The following is a 17,675-nucleotide window of genomic DNA, read 5'->3' as shown; positions in this document are numbered from 1 at the left end:
CGGATCTGTTTTTGAACATGTTCAAAAACAGATAAACTGGAACGGATCCCCGCCACAGCAAGGAAAAGCATGGCCATGCAGACCGCCAAAGGAGCCGGAACCCGGCAAAGCGTCCTAAATGCTTCGCTGCGCCTGTTCGCAAAGGACGGTTTCCAAAAGACCACGATGCGCGCCATCGCGGCGGAATCCGGCCACTCGCTGGGCAACGCCTACTACTACTTCGGGTCCAAGGAAGAGCTGGCGGGAGAGCTCTACCGCAACCTGCGCCAAGAGCACCGCACCCGCGCCTGGCCCAAGCTCGCCGCGGGCAACAACCTGGAGACCCACATCCGGACCATCCTGAACACCGTGCTGGATGTCCTCGAGCCTTTCCACGACTTCGGCCCGGCCTTCATCCGCGCCGGCCTCACCGGCACCGAGGACCCCCAGGATCCGGACCGGGGGCGCGACCTGGCGCTGTGGCGGCAGGCCGTGGAGACCGCCCGTCCGCAGCCCCCGCTGTCCATGCGCCAGGACCTTCCGGAACTGCTGTGGCTGCTTGAGCGCGGCGTCGTCCTGTTCTGGGCGCACGACCCCTCCCCCGGCCACCGGCGCAGCCGCCGCCTGATCACCAACGCGTCCCCCGTCGTCGCACGCCTGGTGGTGCTGTCCCGCCTGCCGGTGGTGCGCACGATCTTCGATGACCTCATCGGGCTGGTCCGCGCCACTGCTTAGCCACTGGCGCCTAGTCCATTGGCGCCCGGCCGGCGGCCGGCCGCGGCTGCCCGCCTAAAATGGGTGTATGACTTCCCCCGAAAACGCCTCCCGCCCTGCCATCACGCTGACCATCGCCGGTTCGGAGGCCACCGGCGGCGCCGGAGCGCAAGCGGACCTGAAGACGTTCCAGGAACTGGGCGTCTACGGCATCACCGCCCTGACCTGCATCGTCTCCTTCGACCCGAAGGACAACTGGAACCACCGCTTCGTGCCGGTCGAGGCGCAGGTCATCGCCGACCAGCTCGAGGCGGTGCAGACCTGCTACCAAGGCAGCCTGGACACCGTGAAGCTGGGCATGATGGGCTCCCCGGCCACCATCGACACCGTGGCCGCCGCGCTCAAGGGGCAGGAGTGGCGCAACATCGTGCTGGACCCGGTGCTGATCTGCAAGGGCCAGGAGCCGGGCCACGCCCTGGACACCGACCAGGCGCTGAAGGCCAGCCTGCTGCCGCTGGCCACCTTCGTCACCCCCAACCACTTCGAGGCCGAGTCCCTGTCAGGGATCGAGATCAAGGACGTCGAGGACCTCAAGGAGGCCGCGCGGGTGATCCACGAGGCCTCCGGCGCGGCCGTGCTGGCCAAGGGCGGCGTGCGCCTGGCCGGCTCCGAGGCCGTGGACGTGTTCTTCGACGGCACCACCCTCGAGGTGCTCTCCGCGCCGAAGGTAGGCGAGGTCGCCGTGTCCGGCGCCGGGTGCTCGCTGGCCGCCGCCATCACCGCCGAACTGGCCAAGGGCGCCACCCCGCTGGATGCCGCGCGCACCGCCAAGGCGTTCGTGACCGAAGGCATCAAGAACCGCGTCTCCTCCAGCGCCCCGTTCGACGCCCTGTGGCAGGGCGGCGCCCGCTAGCCCAAGGCGGCCGGCCGCGAACTTTCCCTAGGGCGCGAAACACGGCGCACACCAGGACGACGCCGGCGCCGGGGTCGGGCCCGCCGGGCGCGGCCCCGGCGCCGTTTTGGCTTCAGGCCCCGACCTGGCGGAGCTGACCAGCGGACATCACGAATTGTGGCGCCCCGGATCCCGCCCTTTGTGGACCGCGTCACCTAGGCTGTGAAACGAGCTACAGCCGGGGGGGTGCTTCCTTAGCCTGCCCTGGCATCGTTCCGTCAGCAGGAATCCCTAGGAGTCTCATGTCCACCTCGCACCGTCCCCGCCTGGCGCGGGCGGTCGTGGCAGCCGCGTCGGGCCTCGCCCTCGCCGTTTCCATGGCCCTCCCCTCCACCGCAGCCCCGCTGGACCCCGATCCCACCCCCGGCAACGCCGCCCAGGCGCTAAAGGGCTCCTCCCTCGCCGGAGGGAAGGTCTCTGCCCCCCTCTCCACCGCCAGCGGGGAGGTGAGCGTGTTCGTGCAGTTCGACGGCGAGGGCGCGTTCGAGCAGACGCAGACCGAGGCGGTCCGCGAAGGCCGTTCCAAGCCGGTCAAGGACACCGCCAAGGTCAAGCGGATCCGCGCGGACATCGCCGCCCAGGGCAAGTCCGCCGCCCAGGAGGCCGATGCCGAAGTCATCTACACCACCACCAACACCGTCCCCGGCGTGGCCTTGCGCGGCGAGGCCGACCGGCTGCGCGAACTGGCCGAGCGCACCGACGTCGTCTCCGTCTCCGCGATCATCCCGAAGTCCCCGGACAACTTGGGCGCCGTCATCGACACCGCCGCGCTGTCCTCCTGGGTCTCGCTCGGGGTCACCGGCAAGGGCGTGACCATCGCGGTGCTGGACACCGGCGTCGACTACACGCACGCCACCTTCGGCGGACCGGGCACCACCGCCGCCTACCGTGAGGCCAAGGACTCCGTGTCGCTGCCGGCCGCCTCCTCCGGCCTCTACGACCCGGCGAAGTTCAAGGGCGGCTGGGACCTGGTCGGCGACAGCTACAACGCCGACGCCACCGACCCCGCCTACCAGCCGGTTCCGCATCCGGACTCCAACCCGCTGGACTGCAACACCGGCAACACCAACGGGCACGGCACCCACGTGGCGGGGACCGCCGCCGGGTACGGCGTCAACGCCGACGGCACCACCTTCACCGGCGACCACGCCACCCTCACCACCGCGCAGGTGGCCGCGTTGAAGGTGGGCCCGGGCACCGCCCCCGCCGCCAGCGTCGTTGGCCTGCGCATCTTCGGCTGCAGCGGCGCCACCGAGGTCACCGGCCAGGCGCTGGACCGCGTACTGGACCCCAACGGCGACGGCGACTTCTCCGACCGCGCGCAGATAGTGAACATGTCCCTCGGCGGGGACCACTCCCCCGTGGACGATCCGGAGAACGCGATCGTCAATGCGCTCACCCGGCAGGGCGTGCTCTCCGTCGTCGCCGCCGGCAACGCCGGGGACGTCACCGACGTCGGCGGCAGCCCGGGCAACGCGGCCTCCGCACTGACCGTCGCCAACACCATCGGCTCCCAGATCACCCTGGACGCCGTCAAGGTCCTGGCCCCGGCCGCGAACGCGGGCACCGCGGCCGGACAGTACACGGTGAACTACGACTACTCCGGCGCGGACGCGGACGCCCTCACCGGCACCGTCATCAAGGCACCCGAGGCCAACAAGTACGGCTGCACCGCCTTTGCACCCGGCTCGCTGGAGGGCAAGTGGGTCTGGCTGCAGTGGGAGGAGAACGGCTCCTTCCCCTGCGGCTCCGGAGCCCGCTTCAACAACGCGGCCGCGGCAGGCGCGCTCGGCGTTGTGCTCGACTCCCCGCGCCTAGTCTTCGACGGCGGCATCGGCGGCAACACGGCAATCCCCGGCGTGCAGCTGAACAAGCCCTCCTCCGACGCCCTGCGCCCGGCCGCCGAGGCCGGCACCCTGCAGGTGAACCTCTCCGCCGGCCTGATCGCCACCGCTGCCGGCGACACCGGCAGCCAGGACGTCCTGAACACCGGATCCTCCCGCGGCGTGCACGGTTCCGAGGGCGTCGTGAAGCCCGACGTCGCGGCCCCGGGCACCAGCATCGGTTCCGCGGCGGTCGGCACCGGCACCGGCGCCACCGCCAAGACCGGCACCTCGATGGCCTCCCCGCACACCGCGGGCCTGGCCGCCCTGGTGGCCGCCTCCGGCACCCGCACCCCGCTGGAAATCAAGGCGATCGTCATGAACACCGCCTCCGCCGACGTCACGGACGCCGGCGGCGACGTGTACGGGCCCGCCAGCGTCGGTACCGGGCGCACGGTGGGCTCCGCGGCCCTTGCGACGCCGGCCATCGCCTACGCGACCGACGCGCCGGACCTGGTGTCCCTGTCCTTCGGCGTGGACGAACTCGCCACCTCCAGGCACACCGAGGCCCAATGGGTCACCGTGCGGAACCTGACCAGCACGGCCCGCACCTACGCCGTCGCGTACGCTCCCGCCGTCGAACTGCCCGGCGCGACGTACACCCTGGACCGGTCCAGCGTGAAGGTGCCCGCCAACGGCACGGCGAAGGTCAAGGTGACCCTGACCGTCGATCCGGCGAAGATGGCCAAGACGCTTCCCAGCGCCAGCGAGCGCTACCAGGGTGGGGTCCCCCGCCAGTGGGCGGCGGAAGCCTCCGGACGCCTCAAGCTGACCGCTGCCGGGGTGCCCGAACTGCGCGTGCCCGTGCATGCGGCCCCTAAGCCGACCTCCGCGATGAGCGCCGGCAAGAAGATCTCCTTCACCGCGAACGGCACCGAATCGACGGTGACGCTCTCCGGCCGCGCCCTCAACCAGGGCACCGGCGATGCGCGGTACCTGTCGCTGGTTTCCGCGTTCGAGCTCGGCGCTTCCAGCGCCCGCCAGGGCCGGCAGCTCGACGCCGTCGCCGGCGGCCGCGAAATGGACCTGCAGTACGTGGGCGCCGCCACCGACGCGCCCGTGGTCGGAGCGGCCAACGGCACGCTGAACTTCGGCGTCAGCACCTGGGGCAACTGGGCGCACCTGGCCGGGACCACCGAGATCGACGTGGAGATCGACACCAACGGCGACGGGCAGGCCGATTTCCTGACGTTCAGCTCCCCGTACGGGGACGCGGACCTGGATGTGGCCGTCACGAAGGATCTGGCGACCAACCAGCAGCTCGAGCTGTGGCCGACCAACAGCCAGGCGGGCGACGTGGACACGAACACGTTCGACACCAACGTGGTTTCGCTGCCGGTGTCCCTCGGGACACTGGGCCTGGCGGGCAAGTCCAGCGCGCCCATCAGCTACCGGGTGAGCACCTACAGCTACTTCAACCGCGACGCCGACGGGAACCTGGTCGCGGTCGATTCCACCGGATGGATCGACTACAACGCGATCACCCCGGACCTGTGGTTCGAAGGCTCGGGCACCGGAACCGTCTTCGCCGACCTGCCGCGCCAGACCCTCACCGCCCACCGGGCGGCGGGCGAGACCAAGGCCAAGGCACTGTTCCTGCACTACCACAACGCCACGGGAACCCTCAGCGGCAAGAAGAACGCGGACGGCGGCAAGGCCGAGGTCCTGACGCTCAAGGTCGCCAAGAAGGACAGGCCCGGCAAGGGCCGGGACTAGTCCTAGCCCACCAGCGTAGTTAGGTCCAGCACGCGGCGGCATCCCACCCGGGATGCCGCCGCCGCTGCGCGCGGGAGATGCTGGGTGCTGACATGCCGAATTGCACCGGCAGACCGAATGAGACCGGCATACCGAATGAAACGAGGGAGGACCATGGAACCGACGCGCCACCAGGACGCCGCCTGGGCAACCGTGGTGTTCGCCGGCGTGGTCGCGGCCCTGCACATCTGGAAGCTGCCCGCCGCCCTCCCCGCCATCCAGGCCGACCTCGGGCTGAGCCTGGTGGCCGCGGGCCTGCTGTTGGGGATGGTGCAGGTGGCCGGCATGCTGGCCGGGCTGGCGGTGTCCCTGCTGTCCGAACTGGCGGGGGCGCGCCGCTGCCTGCTGTCCGGCCTGGCCCTGCTGTTCACCGGTTCGCTGGCCGGCGGCCTTTCGGCCACGGCCGGCGTCCTGATGGCCTCCCGCGTCCTTGAGGGTGCCGGGTTCCTGCTGGTCACCGTGCTGGCGCCGGGCCTGATCCGGACGCATACCCCGCTGCGCCGGCTCAACCTGGCGGTGGGCGTGTGGAGCGCCTACCAGGGCATCGCAACGTTCGTGGGCCTGGTGGCCACCGCCCTGGCGCTGCAGGTGGTTTCCTGGGAGACCTGGTGGCTGGTGATGGCGGCGGTGTCCCTGCTGCCGATCCCGCTGGTGCTGCGGCACGTGCCCCCGGACGCCCCGCCGCGGCCCGGCACCGGCCGCGGCCGGGCGGCTGCCCGCCGCATCGCCATCACGGTGCGCTCCCCCAACCCGTGGATCGCCGGCACGGTGTTCGCCTGCTACACGGTCCAGTGGATGGCCGTGGTGGGCTTCCTCCCCACGGTCTACCAGGCCAACGGGGTCACCGGCATCTGGCCCGGCGTGCTCTCCGCCGTCGTGGGCGGGCTGAACGCCGTGGGCGCGATCCTCACCGCTCCCCTGATGCAGCGCGGGGTCCCGGCCCGGGTGCTGCTGATCGGCGCCTTCGTGTCCATGGGCACGACGTCGCTGCTGACCTTCGCGGTGCCGTGGCAGCAGGTGCCGGGCGGGGCCGCGTTCCAGTTCGCCGCCGTGGCGCTGTTCTCCATGACCGGCGCCGCCATCCCCACGACACTGGTCAGGCTGGCCGTGGACCTGGCCCCGGAGGGCGGCTCGGCCCCGGCCGTGATGGGGCTGATGCAGCAGATCTTCAACGTCGGCAACTTCACCGGCCCGGCGATCGCCGCAGCGCTGGCCACCGCGACCGGCGGCTGGGGTGCCACCTGGTGGATGACCTGCGGCTTCGCGGCCGTGGGCATCCTGTTGGCGCTGCTGCTGAGCGAGCGGCGGCTGGGGCTGAAGATCGCCCAGCGCTGACATACGGCCAGCTAGGAATCGCGGCGCCGGCCGGGCCCGTCCCGCAGTTCCCGGGTGATCCGGTGCGCCTCCTCGAGCAGCAGGCGCCCCAACGCCTCCTGCCGCTCGGGGCGGAAGCGGGACTCGATTCCGGTCAGGGACAGGGCCCAGGCCGGTTCGCCCTTGCGGTCGAACACCGCCGCGCCCATGCCCCAGCTGCCTTCGAGGACCAGTCCGGGGTTCACCGCGTACCCCACCTCCCTGATGGCGCGCAGGTTGGCCCGGATCGACTCGGGGCTGTGGCCGGGACCGAAGCGGGCGGTGCGCGCGCCGTCGTCGTTCAGGATGCGGTCCACCTCGGCGTCCGGGAGGAAGGCCAGGATCGCCAGCCCCGCCGACGCGACCCCGAGCGGGAACCGCACGCCCTCGTGCAGGACGAAGGACCGGACCGGGAAGCTGCCCTCAACCCGCATCAGGCACACCGTTTCGTCGCCGCGCCGGATGGACAGGAAGGCGCTCTCCCCCGTTTCGTCGGCCAGCCGCCGCAGGCTGGGGCGGGCGATGTCCTCGATCGCGTACCGGTTCGCCGCCACCGCGCCCATGACGTAGAGCTCGGGGCCCAGGTGCCAGGTGTTGGTGGCGCCGTCGTGGTCCAGCAGACCCTCCGCCGCGAGCGAGGCCAGCAGCCGGTAGACGGTGGGCCGGGTCAGCCCGGACGCCGCCACGATCTCCGGCAGCGCCGCGCCCGCCTCCGGGGCGCGGGCGACGATGCGCAGCAGGTCCGCGATCCGGCCCACGACCTGCGCCCCCTGGACCGTTTTGTGCTGCACCGTTTTCTGCGTCATATTCGGCTCCATTATCCATAATATGGACAGCTTGCTGGCGTCCGTCCACAGTGTGATGACCAGTCAATCAGGGCCTTGACGCCCTGACAAATGCGCCGATAGGGTCCATTCAAATCCGGCCGTCCATTTAGTGGACAGACTCGCACGGACGCTGCGGCCCCTCCCCGAGGACGCCGCCCGCCACCGACACAAGGAGAAGCGCATGTCCAAGCTCATGGCAGATCCCGCCGCCGCGCTCGAGGGGGTACTGACCGACGGCATCACCATCGCGGTCGGCGGCTTCGGCCTCAGCGGCATCCCCGCCGACCTGATCGACGCGGTGCGCGATTCCGGGGTCACCGGCCTGACCATCGTCTCCAACAACATGGGCATCGACGGCAAGGGCCTGGGGGTGCTGATCGAGAACGGCCAGGTCGCCAAGGTCGTGGCCTCCTACGTCGGGGAGAACAAGCTGTTCGCCGAGCAGTATCTCGCCGGGGCCCTCGAGGTGGAGTTCACCCCGCAGGGCACCCTGGCCGAGCGGCTACGGGCCGGCGGCGCCGGCATCGCGGCCTTCTACACCAAGACCGGGGTGGGCACCCTGGTGGCCGAGGGCAAGCCGCACGCGGAGTTCGACGGCGTCCTCCACGTCCAGGAGCGCGGCATCGTCGCGGACCTGGCCCTGGTCCACGCCCACACCGCGGACACCGACGGGAACCTGATCTACCGCTACACGGCCCGCAACTTCAACCCCGTCGTCGCCACCGCCGGGCGCGTCACCGTCGCCGAGGCCGAGGTGGTCGTCGAGCCCGGAACGTTGGATCCGAACCACATCGTCACCCCCGGCGTCTACGTCCAGCGGCTGGCGAAGTCCACCGGCCGGACCAAGGACATCGAGCAACGCACCGTCCGCCCCCGGCCCGCCGCCGTCGGCGCCTGACCCCCGACCCCCGAACCGCAAGGAGAAGACCATGGCTTGGACACGAGACGAGATGGCGGCCATCGCCGCCGCCGAACTGGAGGACGGGGACTACGTCAACCTCGGCATCGGCATTCCCACCCTGGTGGCCAACAACCTCCCCGACGGCGTCCGCGTGGTGCTCCAAAGCGAGAACGGCCTGCTCGGCATGGGCCCGTTCCCCTACGAGGGCGAGGAGGACGCGGACCTGATCAACGCCGGCAAGCAGACCGTCACCATCCTGCCGGGCGGGTCCATCTTCGACTCGGCCACCAGCTTCGGCATGATCCGCGGCGGCCACGTCAAGGTCGCCATCCTCGGCGCCATGCAGGTCTCCGGCTCCGGGGACCTGGCCAACTGGACCATCCCCGGCAAGATGGTCAAGGGCATGGGCGGGGCCATGGACCTGGTGGCCGGCACGCCGCGGGTGGTGGTGCTCACCGAGCACGTGGCCAAGGACGGCACCCCCAAGATCGTCGCCGAGTGCACCCTGCCGCTGACCGGGGTGCGCGTGGTGGACCGCATCGTCACCGACCTCGCCGTCTTCGACATCCACCACGACCGCATCCCCAACGAAGGCGGCGCGCCGCGCCCGGAAGCCCAACTGGTGCTGGTCCGGCTCGCCCCGGGCGTGGGCCTGGACGAGGTCCAAGCCAACACGGCGGCGGACTTCGCCGTCTCCGACACCCTGGCCACGGAACTGGAAGGTGCCTCCGCATGAGCCTGCAATCCCAATTCGGCAAGGACATCCTGCTCACCGGATGGGGGCACACCCCCTTCGGCAAGCTCGCCGACGAGACCCTCGAATCGCTGATCGTGAAGGTCGGGCGCGAGGCGATCGCCAACGCCGGGCTGGAGCCGGGGCAGATCGACGAGGTCTACCTGGGCCAGTTCAACTCCGGCATGGTGGCCCTGGGCTTCCCGTCCTCGCTGGCGCTGCAGATCTCCGACGACCTGGCCAACGTCCCGGCCACCCGGGTGGAGAACGCCTGCGCCTCCGGCTCGGCCGCCGTCCAGCAGGGAGCCAAGTCCCTGCTGGCCGGCACGGCGCGCAACGTGCTGGTCATCGGCGCGGAGAAGATGACGCACGCGGGCGCCGACGTCGTGGGGGCGGCCCTGCTCGGCGCCGACTACGACGCCGCGGGGAAGGCCTCCAGCACCGGCTTCGCCGGGCTCTTCGCCGAAACGGCCAAGCACTACGAGAAGCGCTACGGCGCCGTGGGCGACGTGCTCGGCTCGATCGCGGCGAAGAACCACCGCAACGGGGTGTCCAATCCCTACGCTCAGCTGCGCCGGGACCTGGGCGAGGAATTCTGCCGGACCGTCTCGGAGAAGAACCCGGTGGTCGCGGAGCCGCTGCGCCGCACCGACTGTTCCCCCGTCTCCGACGGAGCGGCCGCGCTGGTGCTCAGCACCGAGGCCCCGCGCGCCGGAGCCGCCGCGGAGGCCGTCCGCCTGGCCGGCTTCGGGCACGCCAACGACTTCATGCCCGTGGACAAGCGCGACCCCACCGCCTTCGCCGGCAGCGCGGCCGCCTGGCGGCGCGCGCTGGCCATGGCCGGCACCGGCCTGGACGGGCTGGACTTCGCCGAGGTCCACGACTGCTTCACCATCGCCGAACTGGTCATGTACGAGGTCATGGGCCTCACCGGCCCCGGCGAGGGACGCCGCGCCATCGAAGAGGGCTGGGTGTACCGGGACGGCAGGCTGCCCGTCAACCTCTCCGGCGGACTCAAGGCCAAGGGCCACCCGGTCGGCGCCACCGGCGTCTCCCAGCACGTGGTCGCCGCCATGCAGCTGAGCGGCACCGCCGGGGACATGCAGCTTCCCGGCGCCCGCCGCGCCGCGGTGCACAACATGGGCGGGCTGGCCGTGGCCAACTACGTCAGCGTGCTCGAGGCCCACTGACCGTTCCCCAGCCCGCCCGTTCCGGGCCGGCCCATCTCATCAAGGACGACGACGGCGGCGCGCGGCGCCGTCGTCGTCCTGCGTTACGGCCTGTTTTCCGCCGGCGGGCGGCCTTGGCGTGCCCGGCGGTGCTAGGGGTTCGTCCCCGCCTCGGCCTTCTGCGTGATCCGCCCGGCCTGTTCGATCTGTTGGGCGCGGGCGCGCAGCCCGGCGATCAGCGTTTCCAGGCCGAATTCGAAGGCGGCCTCCGCACGCTGCACCGGTGGGGCGGCCTGGGCCAAGGCCTCCTCCAGGGCGGGGTAGCTGCCGCGGCTGGGCCTCCACGGAACGTCGGGCGCGGAGAGGTCCAGCGCGGCGCCGATGGCGAAGCTGTCGACCAGGCCGATGGCACTCACGATGTCCGGGCCCCTGAAGCCCGCCTCGGCCAGGGCGGCCGCGATGCCTTCATACATCCCCAGGATGTGGGGGTTCTCGACGGTGGTGGAGGCCAGTAGCGGCGCCAGCCGCGGATGTTGGGCGAAGCCTGCGCGGTAGAGGCGGATGGCGTCCCGGAGCTTCTCGTGCCACGGGGCGTTCGGGGAAGGAGAGTCGTCGCCGGCCCGGAACGCCGCCCCCCGCAGCATTTCGACCAGCTCGGCCCGCCCGGACACGTGGTGGTAGATCGAGGACTGGCTGACCCCCAGGCTCTTGGCGAGCTTCGGGAAGCTGAAGTCCCCCTCGGCGTCGACGAGCTCCAGGGCCGCCGCGACGACCTGCTCCCGGCTGAGCAGTGGTGCCTTGGGCCGTCCCATCGAGGTGAACTCTCCCCTGTTGAAAGAAATCGTCAGGAACCCCCTTGTGGAGTAATCCCGGTTACACCATACTAAACCGAAAGCCTCTCGATTAATGGCTCCCCTGCACGCCTGATCCCCTGGGTCCTTCCCCCTGAAAGCGGACATTCCATGGAAACCACCGACGTGATCTCCCCTGCGCGGGGGACGGCCGCCGGCCTGAAGCGCAATGCGCTGGGGACACCGGGCATCGTCTTCCTGGTCCTCTCGGCAGCCGCCCCCCTGACCATCATGGCGGGCATCGCCCCGCTGGCCATCGCCGTCGCCGGCCCGGCCGCGCCGCTGGGATACCTCCTGGCCGGCGTGGTGCTGGTGCTCTTCTCCACCGGCTTCATGGCCATGACCAAGCACATGCGCGCGGCGGGCGGCTTCTACGGGTACGTGACGAAGTCCCTCGGCCGCACCGCGGGCCTGGCGACAGCGGCCCTGTCGGTCGTCAGCTACAACCTGATCCAGATCGGCCTGTACGGGCTGTTCGCCCTGCAACTGCAGGGCCTGGTCCTTCGGTTCACGGGCGCGGACGTGCCGTGGCCGCTCCTGGCCGTCGCCGCGATCCTCGCCGTCTGCCTGGTCGGGTACCGGGGCGTGGACGTCGGCGCCAAGGTCCTCGGCGTGCTGCTGGTGGCCGAGACCCTCATCCTCGCCGTGGTCGCGGTGGCGGTCCTGGCCCAAGGAGGGGCCGACGGGATCGACGTCACCTCCTTCTCCCCCGCGCACCTGACCGACCCTGGGCTGGTCGCGGTGCTGGGCCTGGCCTTCGGCGCGTTCGTCGGGTTCGAATCGACGGTCCTCTACCGCTCGGAAGCCCGGGATCCGGAACGCACCATTCCGCGCGCGACGTACATCGCCGTCGGCTTCCTGGCGCTGTTCTACGCCTTCGTCTCGTGGACCACCGTGCTGGCGTTCGGCTCCGCCCAGGTGCAGTCGCTGGCGGCCGAGAACCTCACCGACCTGTTCTACATCGCCGCGGACACCTACGTCGGCTCCTGGTCCGGCGCTGCCATGGCCGTATTGCTGGCGACCAGCCTCTACGCCATGCAGTTGGCCTTCCACAACGCGATCAACCGGTACACCTACATGCTTTCCCGGGACGGGCTCACGCCGGCATTCCTGGGCCGCACGCATCCCCGCTTCCGTTCGCCCCACATCGCCGGCCTCGCGCAGACCGTCGTGGCCCTCGTCGTCGTGCTGGCCATGGCCGCCGTCGGCGCCGACCCCTACCTGCACCTGATGATCTGGCTGAACACCCCCGGCGTCCTTGGCATCATCTGCCTGCAGGGGCTGGTCTCGCTGGCCACCGTCGTCTACCTCCGGCGCCACCGCGAGGCGGCCACCAACCGGTGGGTCGTCCCGGTCGCGGCCGTCGCCACCATGCTGCTGTTCGCGGCCGTCTACCTGGTGCTGGCCAACATCGGCCTGATGACCGCGGCCGACGGCGTCACCAACGTCCTCATCGCCGCCGTCGTGCCCGCCGTCTTCGCCGCCGGGCTGGCCCTCGCCCGAATCCTGAGGAAAACCCGTCCCGCCATCTACGAAGGAATCGCCACCAATGACGGCAACTAAGGCCGACGCCATCATCCACGCCCGCACAGTGCGCACCCTGGCCCCCTCCACCGAGGGCGTCACCGCGATCGGCATCACCGGCGGCCGGATCACCCACCTGGGTAGCCCCGCGGACGCGTCCGCGTGGGCCGGTCCGGGGACCGCCGTCCACGACTTCGGCGACGCCTGCGTCGTGCCCGGGCTGATCGACTCGCACATCCACCCGGTCATGGGGGCCGAGATCACCTGCGGCGTGGACCTCACGGACGCCGGGTCCCTCGCGGAGGCCGCCGCCCTCCTCGCCTCGGAGGCAGAACGCACACCGGCCCCCGCCTGGGTCCGCGGGTGGGGCCTGAAGCCCACCCTGTTCGGCGCCGGGAATCCCGACAACGGCTTCCTCGGCGGCCTCCCGGCGGACCGCCCGGCGCTCGTGCGGCTCTTCGACGCCCACTCCGCCGTCGTCAACGGCGCCGCCCTCGCCGCCGCGGGCATCCACGGCGCTGCGGATTTCGCCGGGGTCCCCGGCATCGAACGGGGCCCGCACGGCCTGCCCACCGGCTGGCTGGTGGAGATGGACGCCATGGACCTGGCCCTGGACGCCATGCCGCTGGAACCGCTCGCCGAACGTGCCGCGCGCCTGCACGACGTGCTCACCCAGTTCGCCCGGCACGGGATCACCGGCGGACAGGTGATGGATTTCGGCGGAGACTCCGCCGCGCTGCTCGCCGCCGTCGAGGACGGTCCGGGCCTGCCCTTGGAGTTGCGCTGCGCCGCCTGGTGCGTGCCGGGAACCACTGAGGAGGACTGGGCAAACCTGGCATCGCTGGTGGGGACCGGAGGGCGGCGCTGGGCCGTCACCGGCATCAAGTTCTTCATCGACGGCACCATCGACAACGGCACGGCCTGGCTGCACGAACCCGACGCCAACGGCGAATCCCGGGACCCGTTCTGGCCCGACGCCACCCGCTTCTCCGAGGCGCTGCGCTACTTCGCCGACCGCTCCATCCCCACCGCCACCCACGCCATTGGGGACGCCGCGATCGCCCACGTGCTGCGCACGCTGGCCCAGGTCCCCGAGGCGGCGCGGTCGATCCACCGCATTGAGCACCTCGAGACGCTGCCCGACGCCCTTATCCAGGAGATGGCCCGGATCGGGGTGGCGGCCAGCATGCAGCCGACCCACTGCACGCACTTCGTCCACGCCGACCGCTCGGACAACTGGTCCTCCCGGCTCGGGGAGGACCGCGCCGACCGCGGGTGGCGCTGCCGCGACCTGCGGGAGGCCGGCGTCACGGTCGCGTTGGGCTCGGACTGGCCCATCGCTCCCTACGACCCGCGCGCGATCATGGCCGACGCGCAGCTCCGCCATCGGGTGGACCGTCCCGGGGCGCAGCCGATCAACCCGGAGCAGGGGCTGACCGCCCTCATGGCACTGGAGGGGTACACGACCCACGCCGCCAAGGCGGCGGGCCTGCCCGACCACGGCTCGATCGCGTTGGGGAACCGGGCCAACCTCACCGTGCTGGCCGCGGATCCGCTCGCCTCCAGCCCGGCCGAGCTGGCGGCGACGGCCGTGCTGGCCACGTTCGTCGATGGCGCCCTGGAGCATTCCCTCGTAGGCTGCTGACCCGCCGCTCCCGGAAACGAGGACGACGACGGCGCCGCGCGCCGCGCGCCGTCGTCGTCCTGCCTTATGGGAGCCCGCCTTTACTGCACCGGCTGGCCCAGCGGTCCGGCGGATTCCGGCCGGTTACCGTGCGGGGACGGCGGGCGGTAGAAGCCGGCGAGGAGTTCGACGACGTCCTGGCGTGCCGGGGGCGGATCGGCCTTGGACCATGCGGCGTAGACGGGCAGCGGCGGGGCATCGCGCACCGGCCGGTAGACGAGACCGGGACGGCGGTACTGGTAGGCCGTGGATTCGGCCGTGACGCCGCGGGCCGTGCCGGTTGCGATGACGGTGAGCCAGTCGTCGACGTCCTCGATGGGTATGGTCCTGCGGGGGCGCGCATCCTCCGGCCAGAGGTCCAGCCGCGTGCTGCCGGTCCTCAGGTCGATGGCCAGCGGCGAGTCGGCCACCTGCGCCAGCGAGACGGTCCGCCGCCGGGCCAGCGGATCGACGGAGGCCATCGCGCAGTAGCGCCTCTCGTGTCCGATGAGCACGACGTCCAGGATCGAGGTGTCGGGAACCCGCCGCAGGATCGCGAAGTCGCTGGTTCCCTCGGCCAGCCCGGCCGTGGGTGTGTTGGTCTTGACCAGCCGCAGCTCGCTGTGCGGGAAAACGGATGCCCACCGGCGCTGCAGTTCCTGGGTGTGCTTGCCCAGGGCGGACCAGGCGTACCCGATCCGGACCGTGCCGCCGTCGTCGGAGGCCTCCCGTTGGAGGTCCGCGACGATCGACAGCACACGGCGCGCCTTGCGGAGGGCCCGCTCCCCCGCGGGGGTGGGCTCGACGCTGCGGGTCGTCCGATGCAGGAGCCGCACGCCCAGGGCACGCTCGAGGGCGGCCACGCCCCGGGAGACCGCGGCCTGGGAGATGCCCAGTTCGATCCCGGCGTCGGTGAAGCTCCCGGTCTCGACGACGGCGACCAGGCAGCGAAGATGACGAAGCTCGACGTCCACGACACGAGTCTATTCATACGCTGGACGCATCAACACCGCTGTCCATGCATTATGCGAATTGATCCGGACGTCCCACACTCGGCTCATGGACCCGAAAGAACCCACCCCCCGCGGACGGTCCGCCCGCGTCGCCGCGCTGGTGGGCAGCGCCCTGTCCAACCAGCTGGGAGCGGCCAGCGGTTCCCTGGCGTTCCCGGTGCTCGGCCCCGTCGGGGTCGTCGCGGTGCGCCAGCTCATCGCCGCGGCCGTCCTCCTCCCGGTGGTCCGCCCGCGCCTGCGCACCTTCACCCGGCACCAGTGGTGGCCGGTGCTGCTGCTGGCACTCGTGTTCGGAACCATGAACCTGAGCCTGTACGCGGCGGTGGAACGCATCGGGCTCGGGCTCGCCATGACCCTGGAATTCCTCGGTCCGCTGGCCGTGGCCATCATCGGCGCCCGCCGCTGGGCGGGCAAGGCATGCGCCCTTCCCGCCGCGGCCGGAGTCCTGGCCATCACCCAGCCCGGGCCCTCGACCGACTACCTCGGCATCATGCTGGCCCTGACGGCGGCAGGTTGCTGGGCCGCCTACATCCTGCTCAACAAGACGGTGGGGGCGCGCATCCCCGGTGTCCAGGGCACCGCCGCGGCCGCCGGAGTCTCGGCCACCCTCTTCCTGCCCGCCGCACTGATCGTGTTCGCCACCCAGCGCCCCGATGTCCCCACCCTGCTCTACGCGCTGGGCGCTGGAATCCTGGCCACCGTTGTCCCCTACACCGCGGACCTGCTGGTGCTGCGCCGGGTCCCGGCCAACCTGTTCGGGATCCTGATGAGCGTCAATCCGGTGTTCGCGGCCACGATCGGCGTCCTGGCCCTCCACGAAACCCTCCACCCGGTCCAAGTGGCCGGCATCGCCCTCATTGCCGGCGCCAACGTGGCGGCCCTGCGCCTCCGCGGCGGCAATGGGGACGCCAGCCACGGGTGAGGCATCCGTGCGCGTTCCGCGCAAGCAACGCGTGCTCGATTCGTGCGGGTTTGGCCACCCCATTCCCGCATGAATCGAGCACGCGTTGGGGACGCCGCCTACGCCCGCGCCACCGGCAGGTCGGCCCACTCGGTGGTGTACCGCGGCGAGGAGAACTCGCGCTTCATGGTCCACGCCGCCGGCTCGGCCAGCCCTCCCTGCCCCAGCCCGATCGCGGCCTCCCCGAACTTGGCCCGCACCGCCCCCAGCACGTCCGCGATCCCGGATTCGTTCCGCTCCTCGGCGAAGGGCTCCAGCATCGCCTGCTCCCCGGCCGCATCGGCGCGCGAGAGCCCCGAGAACAGCACGCCGGCGCGCACGTACGGCACCCCGGGCACCATGCGCCCGCGCATGGCACCGACCGCGGCCCGGGTCAGCACGATCGGGTCCTGCGTGGGCGACGGCAGGGCCACGGAGGCGGCCGGCGCGGACTCCACCCCGGCGGAGAACCGGCTGGTCCCGGCCGAGACGGACACCACCGCGGCGCGCATTCCCTCGGCCGCCAGCCGGGCCGCGCCCTTCTGCGCGTACACCGCCATCACCTGGTCCATCTCCTCCAGCGTGGACACCGGCACCGCGAAGGAGCGGGAAAACATGACCTGCTGCTTGTCCGCCCGTTCCTCCGCGTGCGGAATGCACGGCGTCCCGTTTAGCTCCAGCACGGTCCGCTGCAGCACCACCGAGAACCTCTTGCGGATCGCGAGCGGGTCGGCCGCCCGCAGGTCCGCCACGGTCTCGATGCCCAGCGCGTTCAGGCGCTTGCCCGTCCGGGGCCCCACGCCCCAGAGCCCGGTGACCGGGACGCGGGACTGGATCCGCTCCGCCTCCCCGCGCGGCAGGGATCCCAGCGAACACACCCCGTCCATGCCCGGGTTGCGCTTGGCGATGTGGTTGGCGAACTTCGCAAGCGTCTTGGTCGGGGCGATCCCCACGCACACCGGCACCCCCACCAGCCGCCGCACGGCGTCCCGGATGCGTCCGCCTTCGGTGCGCAGCCGCGCCTCGTCGCCGGCCACGCCCAGGAACGACTCGTCGATCGAGTACACCTCCTGCCAGGTCCCGAACCGGCCCAGCACCTCCATCACCCGGGCGCTCATGTCCCCGTACAGCTCGTAGTTGCTCGAGCGCGCCACCAGCCCCCAGCGCTGCGCCTGCGGCGCCAGCTGGAACCACGGCGCGCCGGTCTTGATCCCCAGCCGTTTGGCCTCCTCCGAGCGGGAGACCACGCAGCCGTCGTTGTTGGAGAGCACGACGACGGGCCGGCCTTCCAGCCGCGGGTCGAAGACCCGCTCGCAGGAGACGTAGAAGTTGTTCACGTCCACCAGCGCGATCCGCTCCCCCGCGGCGAGCGCGGGACCGTCGGCCGCCCCAGAGGCGTTCGCCTCAGACCCCATCGC

Annotated in this window: 14 protein-coding genes; 10 read left to right on the top strand and 4 right to left on the bottom strand. The window is 71.4% G+C overall.

The annotated features are described in order from the left end of the window. The first annotated feature begins 69 nt into the window (after positions 1–69). The 4 genes from ABD912_RS07850 (at position 70) to ABD912_RS07835 (ending at position 6,618) form a co-directional block, all read left to right on the top strand. Positions 70–714, top strand: a complete 645-nt coding sequence (locus ABD912_RS07850) for a TetR/AcrR family transcriptional regulator (RefSeq protein WP_345149823.1) — start codon at positions 70–72, stop codon at positions 712–714. A gap of 67 nt (positions 715–781) precedes the next feature. After that, on the top strand, positions 782–1,606 hold the full coding sequence (gene thiD / locus ABD912_RS07845) for a bifunctional hydroxymethylpyrimidine kinase/phosphomethylpyrimidine kinase (RefSeq protein ID WP_345149822.1): 825 nt from the start codon (positions 782–784) through the stop codon (positions 1,604–1,606). A gap of 281 nt (positions 1,607–1,887) precedes the next feature. Continuing rightward, the gene (locus ABD912_RS07840) at positions 1,888–5,244 is read left to right on the top strand and encodes a S8 family serine peptidase (RefSeq protein ID WP_345149820.1); all 3,357 of its coding nucleotides are present in this window, start codon (positions 1,888–1,890) and stop codon (positions 5,242–5,244) included. A 153-nt stretch (positions 5,245–5,397) separates the two neighbouring features. After that, positions 5,398–6,618: an MFS transporter gene (locus ABD912_RS07835; protein WP_345149819.1), complete on the top strand. Its 1,221-nt coding sequence runs from the start codon at positions 5,398–5,400 to the stop codon at positions 6,616–6,618. 11 nt (positions 6,619–6,629) lie between these two features. Here ABD912_RS07835 and ABD912_RS07830 read toward each other — a convergent pair whose 3' ends face one another. After that, on the bottom strand, positions 6,630–7,442 hold the full coding sequence (locus tag ABD912_RS07830) for an IclR family transcriptional regulator (RefSeq protein WP_345149817.1): 813 nt from the start codon (positions 7,440–7,442) through the stop codon (positions 6,630–6,632). Positions 7,443–7,644: 202 nt separating this feature from the next. Here ABD912_RS07830 and ABD912_RS07825 point away from each other — a divergent pair, with 202 nt between their 5' ends. Genes ABD912_RS07825 through ABD912_RS07815 form a run of 3 tightly spaced genes read left to right on the top strand, consistent with a single transcriptional unit; the run spans position 7,645 to position 10,287 of the window. Next, positions 7,645–8,361, top strand: coding sequence for a CoA transferase subunit A (locus tag ABD912_RS07825; RefSeq protein ID WP_345149814.1), 717 nt, complete (start codon positions 7,645–7,647; stop codon positions 8,359–8,361). 31 nt (positions 8,362–8,392) lie between these two features. After that, positions 8,393–9,100, top strand: coding sequence for a 3-oxoacid CoA-transferase subunit B (locus ABD912_RS07820; protein ID WP_345149813.1), 708 nt, complete (start codon positions 8,393–8,395; stop codon positions 9,098–9,100). After that, positions 9,097–10,287, top strand: a complete 1,191-nt coding sequence (locus ABD912_RS07815; RefSeq protein WP_345149812.1) for an acetyl-CoA acetyltransferase — start codon at positions 9,097–9,099, stop codon at positions 10,285–10,287. The genes ABD912_RS07820 and ABD912_RS07815 overlap by 4 nt, the downstream gene beginning before the upstream one ends. A 131-nt stretch (positions 10,288–10,418) precedes the next feature. Here ABD912_RS07815 and ABD912_RS07810 read toward each other — a convergent pair whose 3' ends face one another. After that, positions 10,419–11,078, bottom strand: coding sequence for a TetR/AcrR family transcriptional regulator (locus tag ABD912_RS07810; RefSeq protein ID WP_345149811.1), 660 nt, complete (start codon positions 11,076–11,078; stop codon positions 10,419–10,421). Positions 11,079–11,228: 150 nt separating this feature from the next. On the opposite strand from ABD912_RS07810, the gene ABD912_RS07805 reads away from it, so the two are divergent. After that, a complete protein-coding gene (locus tag ABD912_RS07805; RefSeq protein ID WP_345149810.1) occupies positions 11,229–12,680 on the top strand; it encodes an APC family permease in 1,452 nt (483 codons plus the stop codon). Next, positions 12,667–14,286 carry an amidohydrolase gene (locus ABD912_RS07800; RefSeq protein WP_345149809.1) on the top strand — a complete coding sequence of 540 codons (1,620 nt, stop codon included), beginning with the start codon at positions 12,667–12,669 and terminating at the stop codon, positions 14,284–14,286. Before ABD912_RS07805 ends, ABD912_RS07800 begins: the two co-directional genes overlap by 14 nt. Positions 14,287–14,366: 80 nt before the next feature. Here ABD912_RS07800 and ABD912_RS07795 read toward each other — a convergent pair whose 3' ends face one another. Beyond that, positions 14,367–15,278 carry a LysR family transcriptional regulator gene (locus tag ABD912_RS07795; protein WP_345149808.1) on the bottom strand — a complete coding sequence of 304 codons (912 nt, stop codon included), beginning with the start codon at positions 15,276–15,278 and terminating at the stop codon, positions 14,367–14,369. A gap of 85 nt (positions 15,279–15,363) precedes the next feature. Here ABD912_RS07795 and ABD912_RS07790 point away from each other — a divergent pair, with 85 nt between their 5' ends. Then, complete coding sequence (locus ABD912_RS07790) at positions 15,364–16,239, top strand: EamA family transporter (RefSeq protein WP_345149807.1); 876 nt, start codon at positions 15,364–15,366, stop codon at positions 16,237–16,239. A gap of 98 nt (positions 16,240–16,337) precedes the next feature. Here ABD912_RS07790 and ABD912_RS07785 read toward each other — a convergent pair whose 3' ends face one another. Further along, on the bottom strand, positions 16,338–17,672 hold the full coding sequence (locus ABD912_RS07785; RefSeq protein WP_345149985.1) for a Y-family DNA polymerase: 1,335 nt from the start codon (positions 17,670–17,672) through the stop codon (positions 16,338–16,340). Positions 17,673–17,675 lie beyond the last annotated feature (3 nt).

Source organism: Arthrobacter ginkgonis (assembly GCF_039540195.1).
Lineage (GTDB): Bacteria > Actinomycetota > Actinomycetes > Actinomycetales > Micrococcaceae > Zafaria > Zafaria ginkgonis.
The sequence above is the reverse complement of the archived record's forward strand: the minus strand, read 5'-3'. Positions and strand labels throughout refer to the sequence as shown.

Bases quoted from the DNA above. Each gene is read 5' to 3' on its own strand.
- ABD912_RS07810 (WP_345149811.1), bottom strand. From the start codon at position 11,078: ATGGGACGGCCCAAGGCACCACTGCTCAGCCGGGAGCAGGTCGTCGCG.
- ABD912_RS07815 (WP_345149812.1), top strand. From the start codon at position 9,097: ATGAGCCTGCAATCCCAATTCGGCAAGGACATCCTGCTCACCGGATGG.
- ABD912_RS07785 (WP_345149985.1), bottom strand. From the start codon at position 17,672: ATGGGGTCTGAGGCGAACGCCTCTGGGGCGGCCGACGGTCCCGCGCTC.
- ABD912_RS07790 (WP_345149807.1), top strand. From the start codon at position 15,364: ATGGACCCGAAAGAACCCACCCCCCGCGGACGGTCCGCCCGCGTCGCC.
- ABD912_RS07840 (WP_345149820.1), top strand. From the start codon at position 1,888: ATGTCCACCTCGCACCGTCCCCGCCTGGCGCGGGCGGTCGTGGCAGCC.
- thiD (WP_345149822.1), top strand. From the start codon at position 782: ATGACTTCCCCCGAAAACGCCTCCCGCCCTGCCATCACGCTGACCATC.
- ABD912_RS07835 (WP_345149819.1), top strand. From the start codon at position 5,398: ATGGAACCGACGCGCCACCAGGACGCCGCCTGGGCAACCGTGGTGTTC.
- ABD912_RS07850 (WP_345149823.1), top strand. From the start codon at position 70: ATGGCCATGCAGACCGCCAAAGGAGCCGGAACCCGGCAAAGCGTCCTA.
- ABD912_RS07830 (WP_345149817.1), bottom strand. From the start codon at position 7,442: ATGACGCAGAAAACGGTGCAGCACAAAACGGTCCAGGGGGCGCAGGTC.
- ABD912_RS07820 (WP_345149813.1), top strand. From the start codon at position 8,393: ATGGCTTGGACACGAGACGAGATGGCGGCCATCGCCGCCGCCGAACTG.
- ABD912_RS07825 (WP_345149814.1), top strand. From the start codon at position 7,645: ATGTCCAAGCTCATGGCAGATCCCGCCGCCGCGCTCGAGGGGGTACTG.
- ABD912_RS07800 (WP_345149809.1), top strand. From the start codon at position 12,667: ATGACGGCAACTAAGGCCGACGCCATCATCCACGCCCGCACAGTGCGC.
- ABD912_RS07805 (WP_345149810.1), top strand. From the start codon at position 11,229: ATGGAAACCACCGACGTGATCTCCCCTGCGCGGGGGACGGCCGCCGGC.